18 protein-coding genes are annotated in these 24,365 nt (G+C 39.0%); 7 read left to right on the top strand and 11 right to left on the bottom strand.

Features of this window, described 5'->3' with window-relative positions; translation table 11 throughout:
* The coding region (locus F565_RS0103420) for a DUF4982 domain-containing protein (RefSeq protein ID WP_020211798.1) at window positions 1-1,347 on the top strand (1,347 nt) is incomplete at its 5' end.
* A 548-nt stretch (window positions 1,348-1,895) separates the two neighbouring features.
* On the opposite strand, the gene F565_RS0103415 is transcribed toward F565_RS0103420, so the two are convergent.
* The 4 genes from F565_RS0103415 to F565_RS0103400 all read right to left on the bottom strand — a co-directional run bounded on the left by F565_RS0103415 (window position 1,896) and on the right by F565_RS0103400 (window position 8,236).
* Entirely contained in the window at window positions 1,896-3,338 is a 1,443-nt protein-coding gene (locus F565_RS0103415; protein ID WP_020211797.1) for a TolC family protein, read from the bottom strand.
* Entirely contained in the window at window positions 3,325-6,525 is a 3,201-nt protein-coding gene (locus tag F565_RS0103410; protein WP_026299859.1) for an efflux RND transporter permease subunit, read from the bottom strand. Before F565_RS0103410 ends, F565_RS0103415 begins: the two co-directional genes overlap by 14 nt.
* Window positions 6,526-6,551: 26 nt before the next feature.
* Window positions 6,552-7,634 carry an efflux RND transporter periplasmic adaptor subunit gene (locus F565_RS0103405; RefSeq protein ID WP_026299858.1) on the bottom strand — a complete coding sequence of 361 codons (1,083 nt, stop codon included), beginning with the start codon at window positions 7,632-7,634 and terminating at the stop codon, window positions 6,552-6,554.
* Between the two features lie 176 nt (window positions 7,635-7,810).
* Complete coding sequence (locus F565_RS0103400; RefSeq protein WP_020211794.1) at window positions 7,811-8,236, bottom strand: hypothetical protein; 426 nt, start codon at window positions 8,234-8,236, stop codon at window positions 7,811-7,813.
* 316 nt (window positions 8,237-8,552) lie between these two features.
* Between F565_RS0103400 and F565_RS0103395 the strand changes: the two genes are divergently transcribed.
* Window positions 8,553-10,241 carry an RluA family pseudouridine synthase gene (locus F565_RS0103395; protein WP_020211793.1) on the top strand — a complete coding sequence of 563 codons (1,689 nt, stop codon included), beginning with the start codon at window positions 8,553-8,555 and terminating at the stop codon, window positions 10,239-10,241.
* Between the two features lie 272 nt (window positions 10,242-10,513).
* On the opposite strand, the gene F565_RS0103390 is transcribed toward F565_RS0103395, so the two are convergent.
* Entirely contained in the window at window positions 10,514-13,063 is a 2,550-nt protein-coding gene (locus F565_RS0103390; RefSeq protein ID WP_020211792.1) for an ATP-dependent Clp protease ATP-binding subunit, read from the bottom strand.
* A 272-nt stretch (window positions 13,064-13,335) separates the two neighbouring features.
* Here F565_RS0103390 and gyrA point away from each other — a divergent pair, with 272 nt between their 5' ends.
* On the top strand, window positions 13,336-15,924 hold the full coding sequence (gene gyrA / locus F565_RS0103385; RefSeq protein WP_020211791.1) for a DNA gyrase subunit A: 2,589 nt from the start codon (window positions 13,336-13,338) through the stop codon (window positions 15,922-15,924).
* A gap of 16 nt (window positions 15,925-15,940) precedes the next feature.
* Window positions 15,941-17,227: a tetratricopeptide repeat protein gene (locus F565_RS0103380; RefSeq protein ID WP_020211790.1), complete on the top strand. Its 1,287-nt coding sequence runs from the start codon at window positions 15,941-15,943 to the stop codon at window positions 17,225-17,227.
* A gap of 291 nt (window positions 17,228-17,518) precedes the next feature.
* Here the strand turns inward: F565_RS0103380 and F565_RS0103370 are convergent, their stop codons facing one another.
* From F565_RS0103370 to F565_RS0103360, 3 genes are all read right to left on the bottom strand, one after another.
* Entirely contained in the window at window positions 17,519-18,355 is an 837-nt protein-coding gene (locus tag F565_RS0103370) for an OmpA/MotB family protein (RefSeq protein ID WP_026299857.1), read from the bottom strand.
* 80 nt (window positions 18,356-18,435) lie between these two features.
* Complete coding sequence (locus F565_RS0103365; RefSeq protein ID WP_020211787.1) at window positions 18,436-19,425, bottom strand: glycosyltransferase family 2 protein; 990 nt, start codon at window positions 19,423-19,425, stop codon at window positions 18,436-18,438.
* Complete coding sequence (locus tag F565_RS0103360) at window positions 19,422-19,874, bottom strand: type I restriction enzyme HsdR N-terminal domain-containing protein (protein ID WP_020211786.1); 453 nt, start codon at window positions 19,872-19,874, stop codon at window positions 19,422-19,424. The genes F565_RS0103365 and F565_RS0103360 overlap by 4 nt, the downstream gene beginning before the upstream one ends.
* A 44-nt stretch (window positions 19,875-19,918) precedes the next feature.
* Here F565_RS0103360 and holA point away from each other — a divergent pair, with 44 nt between their 5' ends.
* Complete coding sequence (gene holA, locus F565_RS0103355; RefSeq protein ID WP_020211785.1) at window positions 19,919-20,923, top strand: DNA polymerase III subunit delta; 1,005 nt, start codon at window positions 19,919-19,921, stop codon at window positions 20,921-20,923.
* 14 nt (window positions 20,924-20,937) lie between these two features.
* Here the strand turns inward: holA and F565_RS0103350 are convergent, their stop codons facing one another.
* The 3 genes from F565_RS0103350 to F565_RS0103340 form a co-directional block, all read right to left on the bottom strand.
* Window positions 20,938-22,182: a mechanosensitive ion channel family protein gene (locus F565_RS0103350; RefSeq protein ID WP_020211784.1), complete on the bottom strand. Its 1,245-nt coding sequence runs from the start codon at window positions 22,180-22,182 to the stop codon at window positions 20,938-20,940.
* Window positions 22,183-22,470 carry a DUF3817 domain-containing protein gene (locus F565_RS0103345; protein ID WP_020211783.1) on the bottom strand — a complete coding sequence of 96 codons (288 nt, stop codon included), beginning with the start codon at window positions 22,468-22,470 and terminating at the stop codon, window positions 22,183-22,185.
* Between the two features lie 125 nt (window positions 22,471-22,595).
* A complete protein-coding gene (locus F565_RS0103340; protein ID WP_020211782.1) occupies window positions 22,596-22,964 on the bottom strand; it encodes a hypothetical protein in 369 nt (122 codons plus the stop codon).
* A 122-nt stretch (window positions 22,965-23,086) separates the two neighbouring features.
* Between F565_RS0103340 and F565_RS0103335 the strand changes: the two genes are divergently transcribed.
* On the top strand, window positions 23,087-23,599 hold the full coding sequence (locus F565_RS0103335; RefSeq protein WP_020211781.1) for a DUF6155 family protein: 513 nt from the start codon (window positions 23,087-23,089) through the stop codon (window positions 23,597-23,599).
* A gap of 132 nt (window positions 23,600-23,731) precedes the next feature.
* Complete coding sequence (locus F565_RS0103330) at window positions 23,732-24,352, top strand: L-threonylcarbamoyladenylate synthase (protein WP_020211780.1); 621 nt, start codon at window positions 23,732-23,734, stop codon at window positions 24,350-24,352.
* Window positions 24,353-24,365 lie beyond the last annotated feature (13 nt).

Below are 24,365 nucleotides of genomic sequence, written 5' to 3'. Positions count from 1 at the left end.
GATGAGATAGGTTTACTTGTTTTAAACGAAGCGTATGATGAGTGGGAATACCCTAAGCGTAAATGGCTTGAGGGATGGAACTATGGTACTCCGGGCTACGAAGGAAACTCTGATATTTTTGCCGACTGGGCCGAAAAAGACCTTGAAGATTTTGTGCGCCGCGACCGCAACCACCTGTCTGTATTTGCATGGAGTATAGGTAACGAGGTAGATTATCCTAACGACCCTTACTCGCACCCAATACTTGACGGTACTAAAGCAATGGGCTTTACGCAGGCTGCTTACGGTGGCTATAAAAAAGATGCCCCGGATGCTATGAGGCTTGGCGCTATTGCTAAACGCCTTGTTGCCGCGGTTAAAAAATATGACAAATCGCGCCCTACAACGGCAGGACTTGCAGGTGTAGCAATGAGTAACGAAACCGAATATCCCGGATTGCTTGATATTGCAGGTTACAACTATACAGAGAGCCGTTACAAATCTGACCACGAAAAATATCCTAACAGGGTTATTTACGGCAGTGAGAACGTTCACGATATAGAGCCATGGCTTGCTGTGGTTAACAACGACCATATTTTTGGACAGTTCCTTTGGACAGGTATCGATTACCTTGGCGAATCGGGCAGATGGCCATCAAGAGGTTTCTATTCAGGACTTGTAGATTTTGCAGGCCGTATAAAACCAAGGGGTTATTTCCGCCAGTCATTATGGTCAGATAAGCCTATGGCATTTATCGGGACTTACCTTCCGCGTCAAAAAGAAAAATCGCCAAGTAAAGATGCTTGGCCAATATGGAACTATGAAGCAGGACAAACTGTGCGTGTAGTTGCTTATACCAATGCTGCAAAAGCCCGTTTAGAGCTTAATGGTAAAGTAGTGGGCGAGGTTAAAAACTATGATAAAAACGTAGGTATCATTTCATGGGATGTTCCTTATGCAGCGGGTAAACTTGAAGTTATAGGTCTTAGTGCCGATAATAAAGAAGTTAGCCGTTATGCTATAACATCATCATCGCAGCCTTATGCATTGGTAGTAAAAAATAAATCGGTTACCATAGATAAGCAAAAAGGTGTTGCACAAATAATGGTAGATATTGTAGATAAAGACGGCCTGCCTGTAATATTGAGTGATAACGACATTACATGTATGATTAACGGTTCGGCTAAATTGCTTGGCCTTGAAGCCGGTAACAACAGCGACATGACCGATTATACAGATAATATACAACGCGCATTTAACGGACACTTGTTAGCTTACATACAAAGTGCCGGCGAAGGTGGTAAAGTTACAGTAACTTTTACAAGCCCGTGGCTACAGCCGGTTACTGTTACAGTAGATGTTAAATAGTAAAACATAAAATAGAACAATAATTCTGTTCAGGATTAATTATAAAGCCCCTCTAAGGTAACTTAGAGGGGCTTGTATTTTGTGTCAATTAATACCAAATGAAATATAATGTAGTTCAAATATTTTTTCACGCAAAGTCGCGAAGCCGCAAAGCTTACTATTTAGTAAGTTGAAACAACAGCGACTGTTAAGTCGCAAAGCTTTGCGACTTAACAGTCGCTTCTTCCGCAGAAAATATTCCGTTTTAACTTTGCGGCTTCGCGACTTTGCGTGACATTTAATCCCAATTGAAGCATAATACATATGCAAATAGTATACACATAATGAAATTGATGTAGATTAGCTCTCATTTATGTCATGTATAAAGCGGTTTGTAGCCGCAGGAGTTCAAATTGTTTACCCTTATGCCTTGGAGCTTTCAGATTCATCAATACCAAATGCCCTGCTAATAATATATATGTTCTAAATCAAAAAAGCCTTCAAAATCATAAGACTTTGAAGGCTTTTGCATTAATATATATAGCTGATATAATCAGCCGGAAATTAAATTAATTTGCACCACCACCTAAAGCGCGGTACACATTAACAGAAGCATTCATTTGCTGAAGTTTGGTTTCTATAAGGTCAAATTTAGAATCCAGTGCATCACGTTGGGTTAATAACACCTCCATGTAATCTGCTCGTGCCGACATAAACAAGTCGTTAGAGATATCTATAGAACGTGTTAAGGCCTGTACCTCCTGCGATTTAAAATCATAGCTTTTAGACAGGTTGCTAATTTTAGCTACCTGGTTAGCCACTTCTACATAGGCATTCAAAATTACACGCTCATAATTGTAAATAGCCTGTATCTGTTTAGAGTTGGCACTATAATAGGTAGCTTTAATGGCATTCCTGTTAATAAGCGGAGCAGCTAAGTCGCCCGCAATGGTGTAAAGCAACGACTGTGGCTTAACAATGTAAGACGCATTAAACGCCTGGTAGCCTACGCCTGCAGAAATACTTAGCGATGGGTAAAACCTTGCTTTAGCTACTTTTACATCAAGCTTGGCAGCAGCAAGGTCAAGCTCGGCCTGCCTGATGTCCGGCCTGTTTGCTAACAATTGCGACGGTATACCTGTACTTGCAGCATTAGGCACAATATCTACAAACGGCTGTGTATTCCTTTTAATAGGCTGCGGGTAACGGCCAACTAAATAGTTAAGATGATTTTCGGCTTCAGTAATCTTTTGCTGAATATCATACTGTAAACTTTTAGTGTTAAGCACCTGCGCCTCAAATCGTTTTACGGCAAGCTCTGTAACGCGGGTAGACTCTTTTTGCAGCTTCACAATTTCAAGCGCGTTGCTTTGTATCTCAATATTTTGTTTTACAATAGCAAGCTGGTTATCAAGTGCAAGCAATTCATAGTAAGAATCAGAAATCTCTGCAATAAGGTTGGTAACCATAAAGTTTTTACCTTCTACCGTAGAAAGATACCTGCTAACAGCTGCTTTTTTTGCATTGTGCAGTTTCCCCCAAATATCTGCTTCCCAGCTTGCATAAGCGCCTATCATATAGTTTTGCAGCGGCTCGCCATTTTCTTTACCGGGAACAATATCAATATTGTGCTCTAATGCACCCTGAGTAGTGTTGCGGGATGCCTTTGTAGCATCTGCACCGGCCCTTAACCCTATAAATGGAAGGTACTCTCCTTTACGAGCCCTTATCTCGTTTTTAGAGATCTCTATTTCCTGTAAAGTTATATTTAGCTCCTGGTTGTTTATCAGTGCTGTATCTATAAGGGTAACAAGGTCCGGATCGGTAAAATATTGTTTCCACTTTAATTTTGCCGAGTTTATGGTATCCTGCTGCGTACCATTAGTACTGTACGCGGCAGGAACTGCATTACTCTCTGTTTTTTGCACTACGCCGGGAAGGCTACAAGCGGTAAAGCTTATACCTATTGCGGCTATTGCTATATATCTGTATATTTTACTATTCTGCATCATGTTCTTCATTGTGTGAAAAATTATCTATACTGTGAACAAGCTCTTCAGATAAAGAACTGTCATCTTCAAACTGTATTAGTTTTCTACCATTTGCAAGAGATGCAAATATGTAATATAACCCGGGTATAATAATTACCCCAAATACAGTCCCGAAAAGCATACCACCAAGTGCGGCAGAACCCAGTGTCCTGTTACCAATGGCTCCGGCCCCGTGTGCAAGCATTAATGGTATTAAACCTGCAATAAATGCAAATGATGTCATTAAGATGGGGCGGAAACGCACTTTTGCACCTTCAATGGCAGCTTCCAGTATCGTGGCACCTTCATGGTGCTTCTGGACCGCAAATTCTACAATAAGTACTGCGTTCTTGCCTAATAATCCTACAAGCATTATGAGCGCGATCTGGGCATAGATATCATTTTCTAATCCTGCTAACTGTAGCAATAAGAACGACCCGAATATACCTACAGGAAGCGACAAGATTACCGCTAACGGAATAATGAAACTCTCGTATTGAGCAGATAGTACAAAATATACGAACATTAGTACTATTGCAAAGATGTAAATTGACTCATTACCCCTTATAGACTCATCGTAAGAAAGGCCTTCCCACGCAATATCATATCCTTTAGGTAATGTTTGCTTGGCAACTTCGCGTACTGCCTGTATAGCATCTGCAGTGGTGTACCCTTTTGCAGGTAAGCCCTGTATGGCCGCAGAGTTGTACATGTTATAACGTGTAATCTCGTTAGGCCCCTGTGTTTTTACAAGTTTCATAAAGGCAGAGTACGGTACCATTTCGCCATGGTCGTTCTTCACAAATAAGTTAAGTACATCTGACGGTAACCTCCTGAACTTAGGATCTGACTGAACGTAAACTTTAAAGAAACGGTCAAACTTAATAAAGCCCTGCTCGTATGTACTACCAATTAAGATGTCTAAGTTTTCCATTGCTGTACCTATAGATACCCCTTTTTGCATGGCAAGGTTATTATCTATCTGTAACTCGTATTGTGGGTAGTTTGCTGCAAAAAATGTAAACAAACCTGCAAGCTCCGGACGTTTACCTAAATCGTCAAGAAATTGTTTATTGATCTTATCAAAATCCTGATAATCAGTAGCGGTATTTTTATCTAACAAACGTAGTGAGAAACCACCCGATGAACCAAATCCGGGAATTGCAGGCGGTTCAAAAAACTCAACTTTTGCACCAAGGCCTTTAGATTTCTCTTCTAATTCCTCCATTACTTCGGTTACTTTATGTTTCCTTTCATCCCATGGTTTAAGGTTGATAAGGCATGTACCCGCATTAGAGCCCCTGCCTTCGGTCATGATCTCATAACCTGCAAGAGAGGTAACAGACTCTACACCATCTATTTTTTCACAAATTTTTTGAAGTCTTTGCGAAACCATGTTTGTAGTTTCAAGTGTAGATCCCGGAGGTGTCTGGATGATTGCATAAATTGTACCCTGATCTTCACTCGGAATAAATCCTGAAGGAAGTATTTTATTTACAAAGAATGTACCTGCACAAAATGCTATTAATACAGCAAATGTTACTACCCTGCGGCTTACAATAACCCTTAATATTTTTTCATACCTGCCGGTTAGTTTATCAAAGCTGCGGTTAAAACGGTCTAAGCCTTTAGTAAGCAGGTTCTTTTTCTTTTCCTGTCCGTGCGTGTTTTTTAACAACATAGCACACAGTACAGGTGTAAGGGTAAGTGCAATAATTGCAGAAATTACAATAGAACTCGCCATTGTTATAGAGAACTGGCGGTAGAATGTACCTACAGGCCCTGACATGAACGATACAGGAACGAATACCGATACCATTACCGCGGTAATTGCTATAATAGCACCGCTAATTTCGCCTAATACTTTTTTAACAGCCAGATAAGGCGTTATGTGCGGATGCTCTTCAAACTTGGCGTGCACCGCCTCGACGACCACAATGGCATCATCTACCACAATACCAATTGCAAGTACAAGTGCAAACATGGTAACCATGTTTATAGTAATACCAAAGAACTGGATAACAAAGAAAGCACCTACTAATGATACCGGTACGGCTAAGATTGGGATAAGTGTAGATCTCCAGTCACCCAGGAAGATAAATACCACAATTGCCACAAGTATAAAGGCATCTCTTAAAGTATCTATTACCTGCTCTATAGAAGCATCAAGGAACTTAGAAACGTCATAACTAATTTTATAGTCAAGACCGGGAGGGAATGTTTCTTTCATTTCCTCAAGTTTAGCTTTAACACTTGCAATTACATCGCTTGCGTTACTGCCGTAGTTTTGCCTTAATACAATAGATGCAGATGGGTGGCCGTCAAGATTGGAATAAATATCAAAGAATTCACTACCAAGTTCTGCACGGCCTATATCTTTAAGGCGGATAGCCTGTCCGTCGGCATTGGCACGAATAATTACGTTACCATATTCTTCAGGCTCACTAAACCTGCCTTTGTACGTTAACACATATTCTAATGATTGTGCATTAAGACCGGAACTCTGACCAATACGGCCGGGGCGGCCCACAATACTTTGCTCGCCAAGAGCTTTCATAACTTCATCGACAGATACGTTGTAAGCCCTCATACGGTCAGGGTTTAACCATATACGCATTGCATACGTACGGCTACCTAATATTTGCGACCTTGCCACACCTTTAATCCTGTTAATTTCAGGAAGCATTTTAACGTTGGCATAGTTGTACAGGAATTTCTCATCCATGTTTTTACCTGTAGCATACAGGTTAACATACATAAGCATACTTGGCTGTATAGGTGTAATAACAACACCTTCACGCTGTACAAGTTCGGGTAGTAATGGCATAACCTGGTCTACCCTTGTTTTAACACGTATTACAGCTTGGTTAGGATCTGTACCGGGTTCAAAAATTATCCTTAATGTGGCTTCACCGGCGCTGGTAGCATCTGTAGCCATGTACCTCATATCCTGTACACCATTAATGGCATTCTCTAAGGTAATAAGGGTAGATTTTACCAGTACATCTGCGCTCGCTCCCGGATAGGCGATAAATATATTTACTGTTGTAGGCGCAATATCGGGAAATTGCGACGTAGGCAATTTAATGATTGCCAGTGTACCCATAAACACGATCATAATAGATATTACGATGGCAAATACAGGCCTTTGTATGAATTTACTAAACATCTTTTTCTCTTTTTAGGTTATCAGGATTACTCTGCATATAGCTCTAAATGCGATAACACATATTCCGGCTTCTCAAGTTTGTATTCTATTTTTTCATTTTCTTTTACAAGACGTAAGCCTTCAAGAAGAATTTTGTCGCCTGTAGACAGGCCTTCGCCAATTATAAATATGTGGGGAAGTTCTCCTGCAATTTTAACCTCTCTTGATTTTAACTCATTGTTTTTATCAAGTACATACACATATTTTTTATCAAGCACCTCAAACGTAGCTTTTTGAGGGATAAGCATAGCGTTTTTAAACGGCACTTTCATTTGTATGTTACCGGTTTCGCCATGGCGTAGTAAGCCTTCCGGGTTAGGGAATGTAGCCCTGAAAGAGATGTTTCCGGTTTCGTTATTAAAATCGGCCTCGATAGTAGAAACCACTCCGGCGTGTTTAAATATTTCGTTGTTAGCCATTAACAGGTTTACATTAACCTGCTCTTTGCTTTGTATTTTCGCTTTATAATCAAGGTATTCTGCCTCCGGTACATTATAATAAACCCACATCTTGCTATTATCAGAAAGTTCTGTAAGCAAATCGCCTTCATCTACAAGGCTACCAAGCCTTACATGAAAACGGTCTATTATACCATCAAAAGGAGCCCTTATCTCTGTAAACTGCAAGTGTACCTGTGTTAGAGAAAGTTCTGCTTTTGCCTTGTCCCACTTAGCTTTAGCCATTGCAAGCTCGTTAGGTGCAACAACTTTACTATCGGCAAGCCTTTTCGTATTTTTATATTCGATTTCGGCAAAATTAGCTTCTGCCTGAGCTCTTTGCATTTCTGCTTCGTACAGTTTAGGCATGATCTGGAACAGGATTTGTCCCTGTTTAACAGACTGGCCTTCATCTACATATATTTTTTGTAAGTAACCTCTTTCCTGAGCCCTTAATTCTATATGTTGTATAGATTTAACCTGGGCAACATATTCTTTAATAATAGTAGTATCTTTTACTACGGGGTTGGTAACTAAAAACTTAGTTTCTTCTTTCTTTTCTTCTGTTTTTGTTTGGCAGCTTGTGGCACATATCAATGTACACAAACCCATAAGCATGAGCAGTTTCTTCATAATAATTTGCTTTTTAAGGCAGTTGGTTTTTTTGTGAAATTTTTGTTGATACGTATGTGTAAGGGAATACACTATGTTATCCTTTAGCGCAAACTGCTACAGGATAATGGGTAATACATTACGGGTACGGAAACGCAGGGCAAAAGCTAATTTACCTGCATACATAGGATTTTAAATCAAATCCTGAAAACTCGGAAAAGGATATACCACTTTTGTGAAGGTAGTTTATAAGAACGCGCAAAAGTATTGAAGCGTTTTACAACAGAGTGGCTTGAATACCCCGGAGATGGGATATTATATAGTGTAGTAGTAAGGTATTTACTACTGTCTACAGACTTTTTAAGGGATACAAGTTTTTCATCTTCATCTTCATTGTCAGATGTGTCAACTTTATCATTTACTTTTAGGGTAGTTAGCACGGCCGATTTAACATCTAAATATACTGTACCGTCGCTGTGGTTAAAAACAGAGTGGTCAGCCTTTTCAAGAATTTTTTCAGGAGTAAAGCATATATTGTCCTGCTGCACGCTTGCATGCAGTTGGCTATATCCGGCCAACAGGAAAATATAAAGCGATATGAAAATTCTAAATACTAACTTCATCTTGCGTACAAAATTAACCAAACTTAACAATACAGGCAACAATGTATTTGTTAATGACTTGTGAATGTGTAAAAGATGCAATTTATTAACCTGAATGGCTGTGATAATGATGGGTAAAATCTAAAATCTCTTTTAATAATGAAGTGTTTTATCTTAAAAGAGAAAATTTAGTATCCTTCTTAAATAGCCTTATCGTTAACAATTAATCTTCATGATTTCCTACAATACAAATTGCGAGCCACTTTTATAAATTTTTAGATTTTTTTTCGTCTGGAATAAATATCCATTACTTTCGCACCGTAAAATTATAAACAACTTGATTACCAATAGCCCAAATATCATAACTTACTTTTCCCAGGCATTAATAAAAGGTATAGCCCTGCCGGAAAAATTTACCTTTCCTTTTTTTTACGAACCGCATGAGCTGACTAAAATTGCTGTTGAAGAATTGCAGTGCTATTTAGAATCGCAGACTGACCTCGACCATAATTTTGGGCTTAAAGAAAATCAAAATGGAATAGTTATAGGCAAAATGTTTGGCGTGCTGGTTGTTAAAGATGCAGAAGGGAAACTTGGATATCTTTCGGCTTTTTCAGGTAAATTGGCGGACTCTAATAATCATGAAAAGTTTGTGCCGCCGGTTTTTGATATGCTCATGGAAGATAGTTTCTTTTTAAAAGAACAATACATCCTAAATGATATTAACAAACAGGTAATAGATATTGAAGAAGATGAAAGCTATCTGAAGCTTAAAAAGGACTATGAGAATTTAACAACAAAGTCCTTACAGGAAATTGATGCTTTTAAAAAGCAGTTGAAAATAAATAAAGACGACCGTAAAAAACAGCGCAAAGAACAAAAAAGCATTTTAAGTGAACAAGAATATGCCGACTTAGAAGCATATCTTATACGCTATAGCCTGCACGATAAACACCAGTTTAATTTGGTGGTAAATAAATGGCAGCAACAATTAGACGATATTAAATCAGAGTTATCTATATACGAAGAGAATATTGAGGCTTTAAAGAAAGAACGAAGAGAAAAATCGGCGGCGTTGCAGCAGCAGCTTTTCGAAAATTATGTGTTTCTTAATAAAGACAAACAGGAAAAAAGCCTGTATGCTATTTTTAGCGATACGGTTTTTGGCAAACCACCGGCAGCAGCAGGGGAGTGTGCTACGCCGAAGTTGTTGCAGTATGCTTTTTTGCACGGGCATACACCTATTGCAATGGCCGAGTTTTGGTGGGGCGCACCACCAAAGTCGGAAATAAGGAAACACAAACAGTTTTACCCTGCCTGTACCGGGAAATGCAAACCCATACTTGAACACATGCTACAAGGCATAGAACTGGAACAAAACCCTTTTTTAGATAATCCCGGTCAGGATAAAAAACTCGAAGTTGTTTATGAGGACGATAGTTTTATAGTGGTTAACAAACCATCGGGGTTACTCTCGGTTCCGGGTATTGCCGTACAGGATTCTGTTTACACCCGCCTGCAATACCTGTTTGGTAATATTGAACCGCTTATCATACATCGGTTAGATATGGCAACATCAGGATTGCTGGTCGTAGCTAAAACTAAAGAAGCCCACAAAGACATACAGAGGCAGTTTATTAAGCGAACGGTTAACAAACGCTACACAGCATTACTTAGTAAAGTAATAGAGCAGGAGGGGGGCGAAATTACATTGCCGCTTCGTGGCGACCTTGATAACAGGCCGAGCCAGTTGGTTTGTTTTGAATTTGGTAAAAAAGCTGTTACCCATTGGAAAACAATCGAACGAAAAGAAGACACCACTAAAGTGCATTTTTGGCCCCATACCGGCAGGACGCACCAGTTGCGCATGCATGCAGCGCACGAGTTGGGGCTTAATGCTCCTATTGTGGGAGATGACCTTTACGGCACAGCTTCCGACAGGCTATACCTACATGCAGCACATTTAGAGTTTGTACATCCGGTTAGTAAGGAAGCGCTTAGTTTTGATGTGGAGGAAGATTTTTAATTGTTTTAAAGTTATATCATTTATTCATATAAAGCAGTCTAAATAATTTATCACGCAAAGGCGCGAAGACGCAAAGCTGGGTACACCATCCTGCTCTCTAAGCGACTTATAAGTCGCTCTAAAATAACTAATTCGGCGTGCAACTTTGCGTCTTTGCGGCTTTGCGTGAAATCAGGATAATAAATCGGTTAAAATATTGCGGTAAGGCTTAAACAAAAATGCCCGAAGAAATTAATCTTCGGGCATTTTTGGTAATTATATGTGCAGCTATATTAGCTTGCAGGGTTTTCTGCCTTTTTAATAGTAACGGCAAGCTCAGTACCATTGTCGTCAAGGTCCATAAAGATTTCATCACCACCTGAAATTTTAGAGGTAATGATCTCTTCGGCCAATACGTCTTCAACATATTTCTGGATAGCCCTTTTAAGAGGCCTTGCGCCATACTGTTTGTCAAATCCTTTATCGGCAATAAATTCTTTAGCCTTGTCAGAAAGCGCAATGGTATAACCAAGATCTTTTATCCTTGAATATAATTTTTCAAGCTCGATGTTAATGATCTGGTTAATGTCTTCTTTTTCAAGCGCATTAAACACAATAATATCATCAATCCTGTTTATAAATTCAGGGGCAAAGGTTTTTTTAAGTGCAGCTTCAATAACACCTTTAGTATGCTCATCAGCCTGTGATTTTTTAGCAGATGTACCAAAACCTACGCCCTGGCCAAAATCTTTAAGCTGTCTTGCACCTACGTTAGATGTCATTACTATAATAGTATTCCTGAAATCTATCTTGCGGCCTAAACTGTCAGTAAGGTAACCATCGTCAAGCACCTGCAGCATCATGTTAAATACATCAGGGTGGGCTTTCTCGATCTCATCAAGTAATACTACGCAATACGGTTTTCTTCTCACTTTTTCGGTAAGCTGTCCGCCTTCTTCATAGCCCACATATCCCGGAGGCGCACCTACAAGGCGCGATATGGCAAATTTCTCCATATACTCGCTCATGTCTATACGTACGAGGGCATCTTCGCTATCAAAAAGTTCTTTAGCAATTACTTTGGCAAGCTGTGTTTTACCTACACCGGTTTGTCCCAGGAAGATGAACGAACCAATTGGTTTATTAGGGTCTTTTAAGCCTGCACGGTTACGCTGGATGGATTTGGCAATTTTCATTACCGCATCGTCCTGGCCTATTACTTTACCACGAATAAGTTCGGGCAATTTAGCCAGTTTGTTACTTTCTGTTTGTGCAATACGGTTAACAGGAATACCCGTCATCATACTTACAACATCGGCAACATTATCTTCGGTAACAACAATACGGTTGTTTTTAGAATCTTCTTCCCACTGCTCCTGTGCAACGGCAAGGTCTTTCTCTATGCGTTTTTCGTCATCGCGAAGCTTTGCAGCCTCTTCATATTTTTGTTTCTTAACCACAGTGTTCTTAAGTTCACGCACTTCTTCAAGCTGGCGCTCAAGGTCAAGAATTTGCTTAGGCACATCTATATTGGTAATGTGTACGCGGCTTCCTGCCTCATCCAGAGCATCAATAGCTTTGTCCGGAAGGAAACGCTCACTCATATACCTGCTTGTAAGTTTCACACAAGCCTCAATAGCCTCTTGTGTATAAATTACATTGTGGTGGTCTTCATATTTGTTCTTGATGTTGTTAAGTATCGTAATAGTTTCCTCTACGGTGGTAGGCTCTACAATTACTTTTTGGAAACGTCTTTCAAGAGCGCCATCCTTCTCAATATACTGCCTGTACTCATCAAGGGTTGTGGCACCAATACATTGAATTTCGCCCCTTGCTAACGCAGGTTTAAACATATTAGACGCATCAAGCGAACCCGTAGCACCACCGGCACCCACAATGGTATGTATCTCGTCTATAAACAGGATAATATCATCGTTTTTTTCAAGCTCGTTCATAACTGCTTTCATACGCTCTTCAAACTGGCCACGGTATTTAGTACCTGCCACAAGACTGGCAAGGTCTAACGTAACCACACGTTTGTTAAACAATATACGCGATACTTTTTTCTGGATAATGCGAAGCGCAAGGCCCTCGGCAATGGCCGATTTACCCACACCAGGCTCACCAATAAGCAAAGGGTTGTTCTTTTTCCTTCGGCTTAATATCTGGCTAACGCGTTCTATTTCTTTTTCACGGCCTACTACAGGGTCCAGCTTACCTTCTTCGGCAAGTTCTGTAAGGTCGCGGCCAAAATTATCAAGTACCGGGGTCTTAGATTTTTTGTTGGCTTTATTACCGGCAGCAGGGTTGTTAAATGTGCTTTCGCGCAAACTGTCATCCTGTCCGGGATCATCGTTGTAGGACTCTGCTTTTGGCAGATTTTCCATATAATCTTCTTCGTTTGATGTCATGCTGATAAATTGTTCTTTAACTGTTTCGTAATCAATTTTAAGTTTGTTGAGCAATTTTGTGGTAGGGTCATTCTCATTACGCAATATGCAAAGCAGTAAATGTGCCGTGCTTATAGAGCTGCTCTGGAAAACTTTAGCTTCCAGAAATGTAGTCCTGAGGGCCCTTTCGGCCTGGCGTGTTAAATGAAGGTTTTTCTTTTCATTATTGCGCTCCGCGGAAGGATTTGCAGGGCTTAAAATCTCTACTTTTTTACGTAAATGGTCTAAATCTACCGATATGTTGTTAAGGATAGAAATAGCTTTGCCATTACCGTCCCGTAAAATTCCCAACATTAAGTGTTCTGTACCAATAAAATCATGGCCTAACCGTAAAGCTTCCTCTTTACTGTAAGTTATAACGTCCTTGACCCTTGGTGAAAAATTATCATCCATAATGATTCCTTTCTTTAATAGTGTAAATGTAACTATTTACTTAAGATTTTACAAAAACCATACCTATTAATAGTACTGTCAGGCTAAGAGACAAAAAATATGCCATATAAAAAAGCGTTTTAATAATACTTTATTAACCTTTATCTTAGCAAAGTCTGTTAATAAATGCTTCAAAATTCCTCGCGAAAACGAATAATATCCTAATAAAAATACGTATATTGGCACGTTTTGTAAAAACTATAAAATAACTATAATTTTTAATATAACTACTTATGGCTGAAGGAGAAAAGTTAATTCCCATTAACATAGAAGACCAAATGAAGTCGGCTTACATTGACTATTCAATGTCGGTTATTGTCTCAAGGGCGCTTCCGGATGTTAGGGATGGCTTGAAACCCGTGCATAGAAGGGTACTATACGGAATGTATGAGTTGGGCGTTTTTAGTAACAGAGCCCACAAAAAATCGGCAAGGATCGTTGGTGAGGTTTTAGGTAAGTACCACCCGCATGGCGATACCTCTGTTTATGATGCCATGGTGCGTATGGCCCAGGACTGGAGCCTTCGTTACCTTTTGGTAGACGGACAGGGTAACTTTGGATCAGTAGATGGCGACAGCCCCGCAGCAATGCGATATACTGAGGCAAGGATGCGCAAAATATCTGAAGAGATAATGAGCGACCTTGACAAAGAAACAGTAGACTTTCAATTAAACTTTGATGATACCTTACAGGAGCCTACGGTTATGCCTACGCGTGTACCCAACCTGCTTATAAATGGTGCAAGTGGTATTGCAGTAGGTATGGCAACTAACATGCCGCCGCACAACCTTACAGAGGTTATTGATGGTATACTTGCATATATAGACAATACTGATATAGAGATAGACGAACTGATGCACCATATTAAAGCACCTGATTTTCCTACAGGTGGTATAATATACGGGTATGAGGGCGTGCGCGAAGCGTTTAAAACCGGCCGCGGCAGGATCGTGGTTCGTGCTAAAACAAGCTTTGAAGAAGTAGACGGGCGTGAATGTATTATTGTTACCGAGATACCTTACCAGGTAAATAAGGCCGACATGATCAAGAAAACGGCCGATATGGTTAACGACAAAAAAATTGAGGGTATTGCAAATATCCGTGATGAGTCTGACCGTAACGGTATGCGTATTGTGTACATCCTTAAGCGCGATGCAGTGCCTAATGTGGTACTTAATACCCTATATAAGTTTACACAACTACAGTCTTCTTTTAGTGTTAATAATATTGCCCTTGTAGCCGGAAGGCCGCAAATGCTTAACCTTAAGGACATGATCCACTATTTTGTGGAGCACAGGCATGATGTAGTTATACGCAGGACTAAATTCGACCTTCGTAAAGCTGAAGAGCGTGCACACATATTAGAAGGTTTAATTATTGCATCTGATAATATAGATGAAGTAATTGCATTGATACGTTCATCAAAAGATGGTGAAGAAGCGCGAGGTAAATTAATCGAGCGTTTTAACTTGTCTGAAATTCAGGCACGTGCCATTGTAGAGATGCGATTAAGGCAGCTTACAGGCCTGGAGCAGGATAAACTGCGTGCCGAGTATGAAGAGATAATGAAATTGATTGCCGAATTGAGAGCCTTATTAGCCGATGTTAACCTTAGGATGGCCCTTATTAAAGAGGAGCTGATTGAAATAAGGGATAAATATGGCGATGAGCGCCGTTCGCAAATAGAATATTCCGGCGGTGATGTGAGTATAGAAGACCTTATTGCCGATGAGAATGTGGTTATCACCATATCTCACGCAGGGTATATAAAACGTACACCATTATCTGAATACAAAACCCAGAACAGGGGAGGCGTAGGCCAAAAAGGTGTGGCTACCCGCGACCAGGATTTCCTTGAGCATTTATTTGTGGCCACAAACCATAACTACATGCTGTTCTTTACCCAAAAAGGTAAATGTTTCTGGATGCGTGTTTACGAAATTCCGGAAGGAACAAAAACAAGCAAAGGCCGCGCAATACAAAACCTTATTAATATAGAGAACGACGATAAGGTTAAGGCATTTATTTGCACACAGGACTTAAAGAACGAAGATTATATAAACAGCCACTATGTTATTATGGCTACTAAGCAGGGTATTGTTAAAAAGACCTTGTTAGAGCAATATTCAAGGCCAAGGCTTAACGGTATTGCTGCAATAACCATTCGTGAAGACGATGAGCTGTTAGAAGCTAAACTTACCACAGGCGAGAGCCAGGTGCTTATAGCAGTTAAATCGGGCAAGCTGGTTCGTTTTGAAGAAGGCAAGACACGCCCTATGGGCCGTAGTGCAAGTGGAGTGCGTGGTATAACACTTCAGGATGACAAAGATGAAGTAATTGGCATGGTATCTGTAAATGATATGAATACCGAAATTCTTGTAGTATCAGAAAACGGGTATGGCAAGCGATCAAGCCTTGATGATTACAGGATAACAAACCGTGGTGGTAAAGGTGTTAAAACCCTTAGCATTACTGATAAAACAGGTAGCCTGGTATCTATAAACAGCGTTAACGATGCAGATGACCTTATGATCATTAACAAATCTGGCCTTACAATACGTATGGCGGTGAGCGATCTTAGGGTAATGGGCCGTGCCACACAGGGTGTACGCCTTATAAACATTAAAGGTAACGACTCTATTGCTGCTGTTACCAAAGTAATGCGCGAGGAAGAGGCTGTTGATGAAGCTATAGGCGAAGTACTTGATGATGTAGATGCTGAAAATGGTGTTAGCGGTATTATTTTACCGGAAGGTACTGAAGCAGAAGACCTGGATATAGACCCTGCTGATTTTACTGAAGACGAACAAACTGAAGAATAACTAAAGATTTTTAATAATGAAAGTTACTTATGTACTGGCAGCTTCGCTATTGTTATCCCTTAGCGCATTTGCACAAAAAGATGAATTAAAGGCCTTAAAAAAGCTTGATGATAAAGAAAAACCTACGCCGGCAGATTTTACCGAATATGGCAGGTTGCTAAAAGAAGTTGAGCCTAAAATTGCTGCTGCTACGCCAGAGCAAAAAGCCGAATATTATTACTATAAAGGTAGTTATGGTGTTATACAGGTAATGGCTAACCCTGCAAACTCTAAAGCTGCATTTGAAACTGCCATTGCAGATCTTAACCAGACGATTGAGATTGAGAAAACGGGTAAGAAAAAATACACTAAAGAAATTCAGGAACAAATATTCCCTGAATTGAAAACTGGTGCTATAACAATGGCTCAAACGGCTGTAGACCAGAAGAATTATAAGCTTGCCGGTGCTTTTTATGCCGCTGCTTATAAAGTAGACCCTAATGATGGTGCCCAGTTATATAATGCTGCTGCAATGGCTGTTAACGGACAGGATTTTGACAGTGCCCTGGAGTACTACCTTCAGCTTGAAAAAGTTGGTTTTACAGGAGAAGGAACAAATTTTTCAGCTAAAAGCAAAGCTACCGGCCAGGTGGAGAACTTCCCGAATAAAGCTACTATGGATGTTGCTGTACAACGTGGTCTATACACAGATGCTAAAGTTGATAAGCTACCATCTTTAAGAGGGGATATTGTTAAAAATATTGCTCTTATCTATGCCCAAAAAGGCGAAGTCGATAAGGCTAAACAAGCAATGACGAATGCAAGGAAGGCTAATCCTGAAGATTCAAGCCTGATAATTGCTGAAGCAGAACTATATCTTAAAACTAAAGATATGGCTAAGTATAAAGAACTTATTACAGAGGCTGCTGCTAAAAATCCTAATGATGCTGTGTTGTTTTATAACCTTGGTGTTGTAAGCTCTGAAGCAGATCCTGCCGGTGCCGAAGAATATTATAAAAAAGCCCTTACTATTAAGCCTGATTATTTTGATGCTTTAGTGGGTGTAGGTGCTTTACAGTTAGTAGACGAAAAGAAAATTGTAGATGAGATGAACAAACTTACTACATCGGCTAAAGATAACGCCCGCTATGAGGTGCTTAAAAAGAAGAAGGATGGCTTGTACAACAAAGCACTTCCTTACTTTGAAAAAGCCCACCAGCTAAAACCGGATGAACAATATGTAATATCAGTGCTTGCAGGTCTTTACCAGGCTCTTGAAAGGACTAATGATTACAAAGCGATGAAGGCTAAGGTTAAAGCTTAATATCACTTAAAAATAATATGATGATGACGCCCTGCAACCGCAGGGCGTTTTTTTATGCCCATATCTAACCATAATAGTTATATATTAAGTGTTTTCTTAAACTAAAGGCTAAGGATTGAATAGTGTAATATAGTCCTGTTCACCCGCAATTATAAATATTAAAGCAGTTGTAAGTTATTTGCCTTTGCTATTGGTGTATATGCAGTAGCTTGTAATAAATAAGGTAATGCAAAAAAAAGGAGGCTGCCTAAATAAATAGACAGCCTCCTCAATATAAATTAAACCTTAAGATTATTTACCTTGCTGGTTTTTCATTTCTTTCTCGATCATATCATAAAACTGATCAATTTTAGGAAGTACAAGTATTCTTGTCCTTCTGTTTTTAGCCCTTCCTTCAGGAGTAGTATTACTGTCAACAGGAATATACTCACTACGGCCAGAAGCTACAAGACGTTTAGGGTCTATGTTAAAGTCGTTTTGCAATATTCTTACAATAGATGTTGCACGCTTAACACTCAAATCCCAGTTGTCTATAAGTACGGTGTTTTTAATAGGCACATTATCCGTGTGTCCTTCTACCATACATTCAAAGTCCGGCTTATCCTGAACAATCTTAGCTACTTTGCCTAAAATTTCCTTAGCTCTGTCTGTTACGTTGTAGCTACCGCTTTTAAATAAAAGTTTATCGGCGATAGATATGTAAACTACACCTTTTTCTACGCTAACGTCAATATCCGGGTCGTTAACACCTACAGCTCTTTTTATGCTTGTTACAAGAGCAAGAGTTACAGAGTCTTTACGGGTTAATGCATCCTGAAGCCTTGTTATTTTAAGGTCTTTCTCTTTAAGGCTCTCTAAAGATTTTTCAAGATTTTCTGCACCTTTAGATGATAGGGTGGTAATATTACCAACGGTATTAATAAGGTCGCTGTTGTTTTTCTTTAAAAAATCAAGCTGGTTAGCAACGGCATCTTTTTCTGTAAGACATTGGTTTAGTTTTACAGTGGCAGTATTCAGTAAGTCCTGAATCTCCTTGTTTTTGGCTTCCAGAGCGGCGATCTTTTTCTTAGATCCGCAGGAAGTAAGCGTTATCGCTACTAGCGAAAGCATTAGGATGGATCTTCTCATAAAGTTTAATTTAAAATTTTTAACAAAATTAATACTAATCTAAAAAATAGTAACGCATTTACACATAAACTATTGTTAAATTAAGAATCAAACACCTTGCCATTTTTAACAAAATATTTGTAAGGAATACTTTTTACTTTGTAGTAATTATTGTACTGTTTTGATTCTCTTTTGTTTATGAAGTACAAAATCTTTAAATAAAAATAAAAATGCGCTTTTAATACTGCTAAGAAATTTGCAAACTGTCCTTTAACTAAAAACTGAACGCCTGCCAGGCCGTCTAAAACCATTCTTACAAATAAAACGGGCACAATTTGTGTTTTAGGAACGTTTTTAAGTACCATCCACAATGAGTTTCGAAAGTTTAAAAATGTTTTACGCGGGTTAGTGCTGCTAAGTGTTGCACCGCCCACATGATATATGGTTGAAGCACTGCAAAACCTAACTTTATAATTTTTATTAAAGGCACGCCAGCACAAATCGATCTCTTCCTGATGGGCAAAAAAGTCTTCATCAAAACCTTTAAGTGTCCGGTAAACGTCTTTCCTGATAAAAAAACACGCACCCGATGCCCAAAAAATTTCAACTTCGTCATCATACTGTCTATTATCCTGTTCTATGGTATCTAAAATCCTTCCGCGGCAAAATGGATAACCGTATTTATCTATAAAGCCACCGGCAGCCCCTGCGTATTCAAAATACGATTTATTTTTGTAATCCAGTATTTTAGGCTGTATTATTGCTGTTTCATTATCCTGTTCAAAAAGGTCTATGACAGGCTGCAGCCAGCCTTGGGTAACTTCTACATCAGAATTTACAAGGGCATAAATCTCTTCCTCAACATCTTCAAGCGCTACATTATAGCCTCTGGCATAACCATAGTTACCATTATTCTGAATTATCCTTATCTCAGGATAGATGGCTTTAATAAATGCCACAGAGTCATCTGTTGATGCATTATCTGCCACATATATTTGTGCTTCGGGAGAATGTGCCATAACCGATGGTAAAAATTGTTCGAGCAGTTTCTTACCATTCCAGTTCAGGATTACAACGGCAATGCTTTTCATAAGGCAGGTAAGTATTGAGGAGCGTCCGGCATAAAATTATAACGTTCGGCGGCGTGGTCCATCTGGCAAAAATAGTGGTTAAGCCCATTGGTAACCATAAGGTGTACTGCGTTGAGCGACATATTGTAACGGGCTATTTGGTCGAAAGTGGTTTGAGATATAGGTACTGCAGGTGCCTTACATTCTACAACCAAAAAAATAGTACCATCGGGCTGAAATACAACTATATCATATCTTTTTGTAAGGCCGTTTATTTTTACTATTTTCTCTACGTTTATGTGAGACATTGGGAACTTTTTTTCCTGGTGCAAAAAGCGCACTACATGTTGGCGCACCCATTCTTCGGGCGTGAGCACAATAAACTTTTTACGTATCTCATCAAAAATGGCGACCTTATTTTCACTATTTTTGAAACGGAAAGTATAGTCAGGAAAATTAAGCTTCTGCATGCTGCAAAGGTAAAAATTTCAGGCAATAAATATAGCGCACAATAGTGGACGAAATTATAAAGATTATTAACGATATTAAGCAGGGCAACATTAAGCCCATTTATTTTTTAATGGGCGAAGAGCCCTATTATATAGATAAGCTTACCGAATATATTGAGAACAATATTCTTACCGAAGAAGAGAAAGGTTTTAACCAAATGGTGTTGTATGGCAAGGATGTGACTGTAGAGGATATTGTTGCCAATGCCAAGCGTTACCCCATGATGGCCGACAGACAGGTGGTTATTGTTAAAGAAGCCCAAGAACTGTCGCGCACTATAGAAAAACTGGAAAGCTATGCCGAAAACCCACAGCCTACAACCGTTTTAGTTATTGCATACAAATACAAAACGCTTGATAAGCGTAAAAAAGTTACTAAAGTTATAGATAAGAACGGGCTTGTTTTTGAGAGTAAAAAACTCTACGACAACCAGGTGGGCGACTGGATAAAACGTGTACTATCGGGCAAAGGGTACAGCATAGAGCCAAAGGGCGCTGCCATGCTTGTTGAATTTTTAGGTAACGACCTTAGTAAAATTAGCAATGAGCTTGATAAGCTTGCCATTGTTTTACCTAAAGGCAGCACTATAACCCCAAAACTTATAGAAGATAATATAGGTATCAGCAAAGATTACAATGTGTTCGAGCTTCGCAAAGCCATTGGAGAGAAGGATCAACTAAAGGCTTACAAAATAGCCGACTATTTTGCCCAAAATCCTAAAGATAACCCGCTGGTAATGACGGTGGGGCTTGTATTTGGTTTTTTTACCCAGTTATTGCAGTACCATGGCATCAAGGATAAAAACCCTTCAAATGTTGCTAAAATGCTTAGGGTAAATCCTTACTTTTTAAAAGACTATGATATTGCCCTTCGCAATTATCCTATGCGAAAGGTGAGTGGCATTGTTGCAACACTTAGGGATATTGATGTAAAGAGCAAAGGGGTGGGGGCAAACTCTATCCCGCAGTCAGACCTTTTAAGGGAGATGCTGGTTAAAATCTTTAATTAAGACTGTAAACTTCTTTAAGCATCAATATACCCTCTACCCGTAGGAAGTTCGAATATCTCCAGATCAAAATAAGCAACCGATGCAATGATATGGTCAAAAATATCGGCCATAATGTATTCGTGGTTTATCCAACGTTTGTCTTTGGTAAAAACATAAACCTCTATAGGTATACCTTTTTCTGTAGGTTGCAGGTGGCGGCACATAATGGTCATGTTCTTATTTATCCCCGGATGCGTTTCAATGTAAGTGTTGATATATTTTCGGAATATACCCAGATTAGTAAGGTTACGCCCGTTAATAGACATTGATTTGTCAATATTGTTTTCCTGGTTGTAAGCCTCAATTTCTTCAAAACGCTGGGTAAGATATTCTGATATGAGCTGAATTTTCTTTAGTTCCCCAAGTTCGCTTTCGTGAATAAACCTTACACTGTTAGCTTTAATAAGCAGATGCCTTTTTATGCGCCTGCCATCGCTTTGCAGCATGCCACGCCAGTTTTTAAACGAATCAGATATAAGGCTGTATGTAGGAATAGTGGTGGTAGTCATATCAAAATTCTGAACCTTAACAGTAGCAAGGTTAATTTCGATGACGGTACCGTCGGCACCAAATTTTTCAAGGGTAATCCAGTCGCCTATACGCACAATATCGTTAATGGTAACCTGTATACTGGCTACAAGGCCTAAAAGTGTATCTTTAAATATAACTATTATTACCGCTGATATAGCACCAAAGGTACTTAGCAAAATGGGCATTGTAGTGTTAAACAGCGTAAGTACAATACCAGTAATGCAAAATATCCAAAGCAGTATCATGGCCACCTGCACATAGCTGTCTATAGGTTTGTCATTATAATCGGGCAGCAGTTTAAGATAATCCTTAACAGCGTTAAACACACTCCTCACTATCCAGATACTTATAAGGATAATGCAAATGGTAATACCTTTGTTAAAAAGATATTCCCAGTAGGTAAAGCCTTTTAGGGCCAGCGGAACCGTTTTATAAATAAAATATAGCGGTATGGCGTGGGCAATATACTGCGGGGTATTATTGGTAACTAAAAAATCGTCGAACTGGGTTTTTGTCCTTTTGGCAATAATATTCATGGCAAACACAAGTATTTTGCGTGCCACAACATCTATAAAATAAGCGGCGATGCCTATCATTACCATATCTACAGCAAGGTTAACGTAAGATGCTGTCATAGCACCTACATCGGCCTTGCGTAGTAGTTTATATGCCCAGTTAAATAATCCCATTTAGTTGTTTTGAGACGTCCTGAAATATTTGTATTCAATATAAAAAGTACCAAAAGGCACAATAGAAGCAAGGCAAATAATAAGCAATTTTTTTACAGGCCAGTCCTGCTCGAATTTTAGCATTAAAGCCATAAAAATATAAGCTATAAATAACACACCATGTGCCATACCCATAGGGCGAATATATTCCGGGTTATCAAATACATATTTAAGGGGCATTGCCACAAAAAATAATAACAGTAACGAAATACCCTCCAGGGTAGCAACTATTTTAAAAAAGCGAACCATAATATAAAATTTTTGCAAAGGTAAGCAAGCCGCACTTTGTAGCGAAGTAAAAAAACAGAGATTACTAAAAATAAAAAAGCTGTTTGGGTCACAAACAGCTTTGGTATAAAATAGAAGGGCAGTGCTTAGTAAGCAAGAAATGCCTTGTTGTATTCTTTAAGGTCGAGAACATTGTTTTTATGCGAAAGGTCGCTAAAAAGATTGATAAGGTAGTCAAGGCTTTCAAGGTTATTTTCGTTGGCAGGGGTATCCTCTGTAACCAGCTCTTCATCATCTATAGGCTCGTCATCCGGTATAGGTATAAGGAACGCGCCGTTAGCCTCTATATGCTCATACGTAAGGCGTATGGCTTTAGTAAGCACCGGATTATTTTCTTCAAGGGAATATTCGCGTAATTTTTTTAGGTCGGCTACCAATACTTCCGCTTCAAAACCTTTTTTAAAGAGGTCCAGCTGTATTTTATTGATCAGTTTTAGTGCACTCGGATTTTCCACAGTAAATATTTTTGGTTTGTAGTATTTATTAAGAATGGCAAAAATACTATTTTATATAATTTTACCACATCTTTTTTGTAATTTATTGTAATAGAAAAATTAACCCCGTACTTTTGACTTGTATGAGTAAACGCGACCTTAAAAAATACCTTGCTTCGCTGCCCAAGCCGGAGCTTGAAGAACAGTTAATTGCACTTTATGATAAGTTTGCCGATGTAAAGGCATATTACGATTTTATATTTAACCCAAAGGAAGAAAAGCTGGAGCAGGCTGCTAAAGCCAAGATTGCAAATGAGTACTTTCCGCTTAAGGGCAAACGTCCTAAACTGCGCCGGTCTGTAGCACAAAAGTTTATAAAGCATTTTTTAAGCCTTGGGGTAGACCCTTATGTAGTGGCAGATGTGATGTTGTTTACTATTGAAACAGCTATGAAGTACAGCGCCAAAAGAGAAATGAAATATGGATCTTTTTACAAAAGTATTTTTACCGCCTATAAACAAGTAGTTGATTATGTAGTGATTAATGGCATGGCTGCTAATTTTAAAGAACGCATTACTGCTATATATCAGGAAAGTTTTAAGCAGCACTGGGAAAACATGAAAGAGTTTGAAAGGGTTTATGATAATTTTGAATAAATTATGCAATGCTAAAATTTGTTAATTTATATAATTGTGGTAGCGTAAAACCTTAATTTTGTAAGTAAATATTGTTTAAAGCAATGGTAATTAACTATAAACTTTAAACCGTTAACTTTAAACTATTTTATCATGGCGCAGTTTATAAAAGTATATCCACAAAACCCTAACGAAAAAGAAATTGCAAAAATTGTAAAAGTTTTGCAGGAAGGTGGCCTCATAATTTATCCTACTGATACCGTTTATGGCCTTGGCTGCGATATTACTAATAATAAAGCCCTGGAGCGCGTGGCAAAAATAAAAGGCATCAAGCTTGAAAAAGCCAATTTCTCTTTTGTATGTTCTGACCTTAGCAATATATCCGACTATGTAAAACAGATAGATACGGCTACTTTTAAAATATTAAAACGTTCGTTACCTGGACCATATACCTTTATTTTACCGGGTAATAACAACCTGCCTAAAGCTTTTAAAAATAAAACTACCGTGGGTATACGTGTACCTGATAATGCTATTGCTCTCGAAATTGTAAAGCAGTTAGGCAACCCAATTATATCTACCTCGATCTATGATGATGACGAAGTGATTGAGTACAGCACCGACCCTGAACTGATTTTTGAAAAATGGCAAAACCTTGTAGATATTGTAATTGATGGCGGTTATGGTGATAACAGCCCATCTACTATTATAGATCTTTCCGGCCCTGAGCCTGTAGTGGTTAGGGAGGGCAAAGGGGATATAGATATTTTTTAGATTTTAAATAATA

Origin of the sequence: Flavobacterium rivuli WB 3.3-2 = DSM 21788, from assembly GCF_000378485.1 — a bacterium.
Lineage (GTDB): Bacteria > Bacteroidota > Bacteroidia > Flavobacteriales > Flavobacteriaceae > Flavobacterium > Flavobacterium rivuli.
Note: the sequence above shows the minus strand (reverse complement) of the source record. Positions and strands in the feature narration are given on the sequence as shown.

Coding starts and splice junctions, on each gene's coding strand:
- F565_RS0103415 (WP_020211797.1), bottom strand. CDS start 3,338: ATGATGCAGAATAGTAAAATATACAGATATATAGCAATAGCCGCAATA.
- F565_RS0103410 (WP_026299859.1), bottom strand. CDS start 6,525: ATGTTTAGTAAATTCATACAAAGGCCTGTATTTGCCATCGTAATATCT.
- F565_RS0103405 (WP_026299858.1), bottom strand. CDS start 7,634: ATGAAGAAACTGCTCATGCTTATGGGTTTGTGTACATTGATATGTGCC.
- F565_RS0103400 (WP_020211794.1), bottom strand. CDS start 8,236: ATGAAGTTAGTATTTAGAATTTTCATATCGCTTTATATTTTCCTGTTG.
- F565_RS0103390 (WP_020211792.1), bottom strand. CDS start 13,063: ATGGATGATAATTTTTCACCAAGGGTCAAGGACGTTATAACTTACAGT.
- gyrA (WP_020211791.1), top strand. CDS start 13,336: ATGGCTGAAGGAGAAAAGTTAATTCCCATTAACATAGAAGACCAAATG.
- F565_RS0103380 (WP_020211790.1), top strand. CDS start 15,941: ATGAAAGTTACTTATGTACTGGCAGCTTCGCTATTGTTATCCCTTAGC.
- F565_RS0103370 (WP_026299857.1), bottom strand. CDS start 18,355: ATGAGAAGATCCATCCTAATGCTTTCGCTAGTAGCGATAACGCTTACT.
- F565_RS0103365 (WP_020211787.1), bottom strand. CDS start 19,425: ATGAAAAGCATTGCCGTTGTAATCCTGAACTGGAATGGTAAGAAACTG.
- F565_RS0103360 (WP_020211786.1), bottom strand. CDS start 19,874: ATGCAGAAGCTTAATTTTCCTGACTATACTTTCCGTTTCAAAAATAGT.
- F565_RS0103350 (WP_020211784.1), bottom strand. CDS start 22,182: ATGGGATTATTTAACTGGGCATATAAACTACTACGCAAGGCCGATGTA.
- F565_RS0103345 (WP_020211783.1), bottom strand. CDS start 22,470: ATGGTTCGCTTTTTTAAAATAGTTGCTACCCTGGAGGGTATTTCGTTA.
- F565_RS0103335 (WP_020211781.1), top strand. CDS start 23,087: ATGAGTAAACGCGACCTTAAAAAATACCTTGCTTCGCTGCCCAAGCCG.
- F565_RS0103330 (WP_020211780.1), top strand. CDS start 23,732: ATGGCGCAGTTTATAAAAGTATATCCACAAAACCCTAACGAAAAAGAA.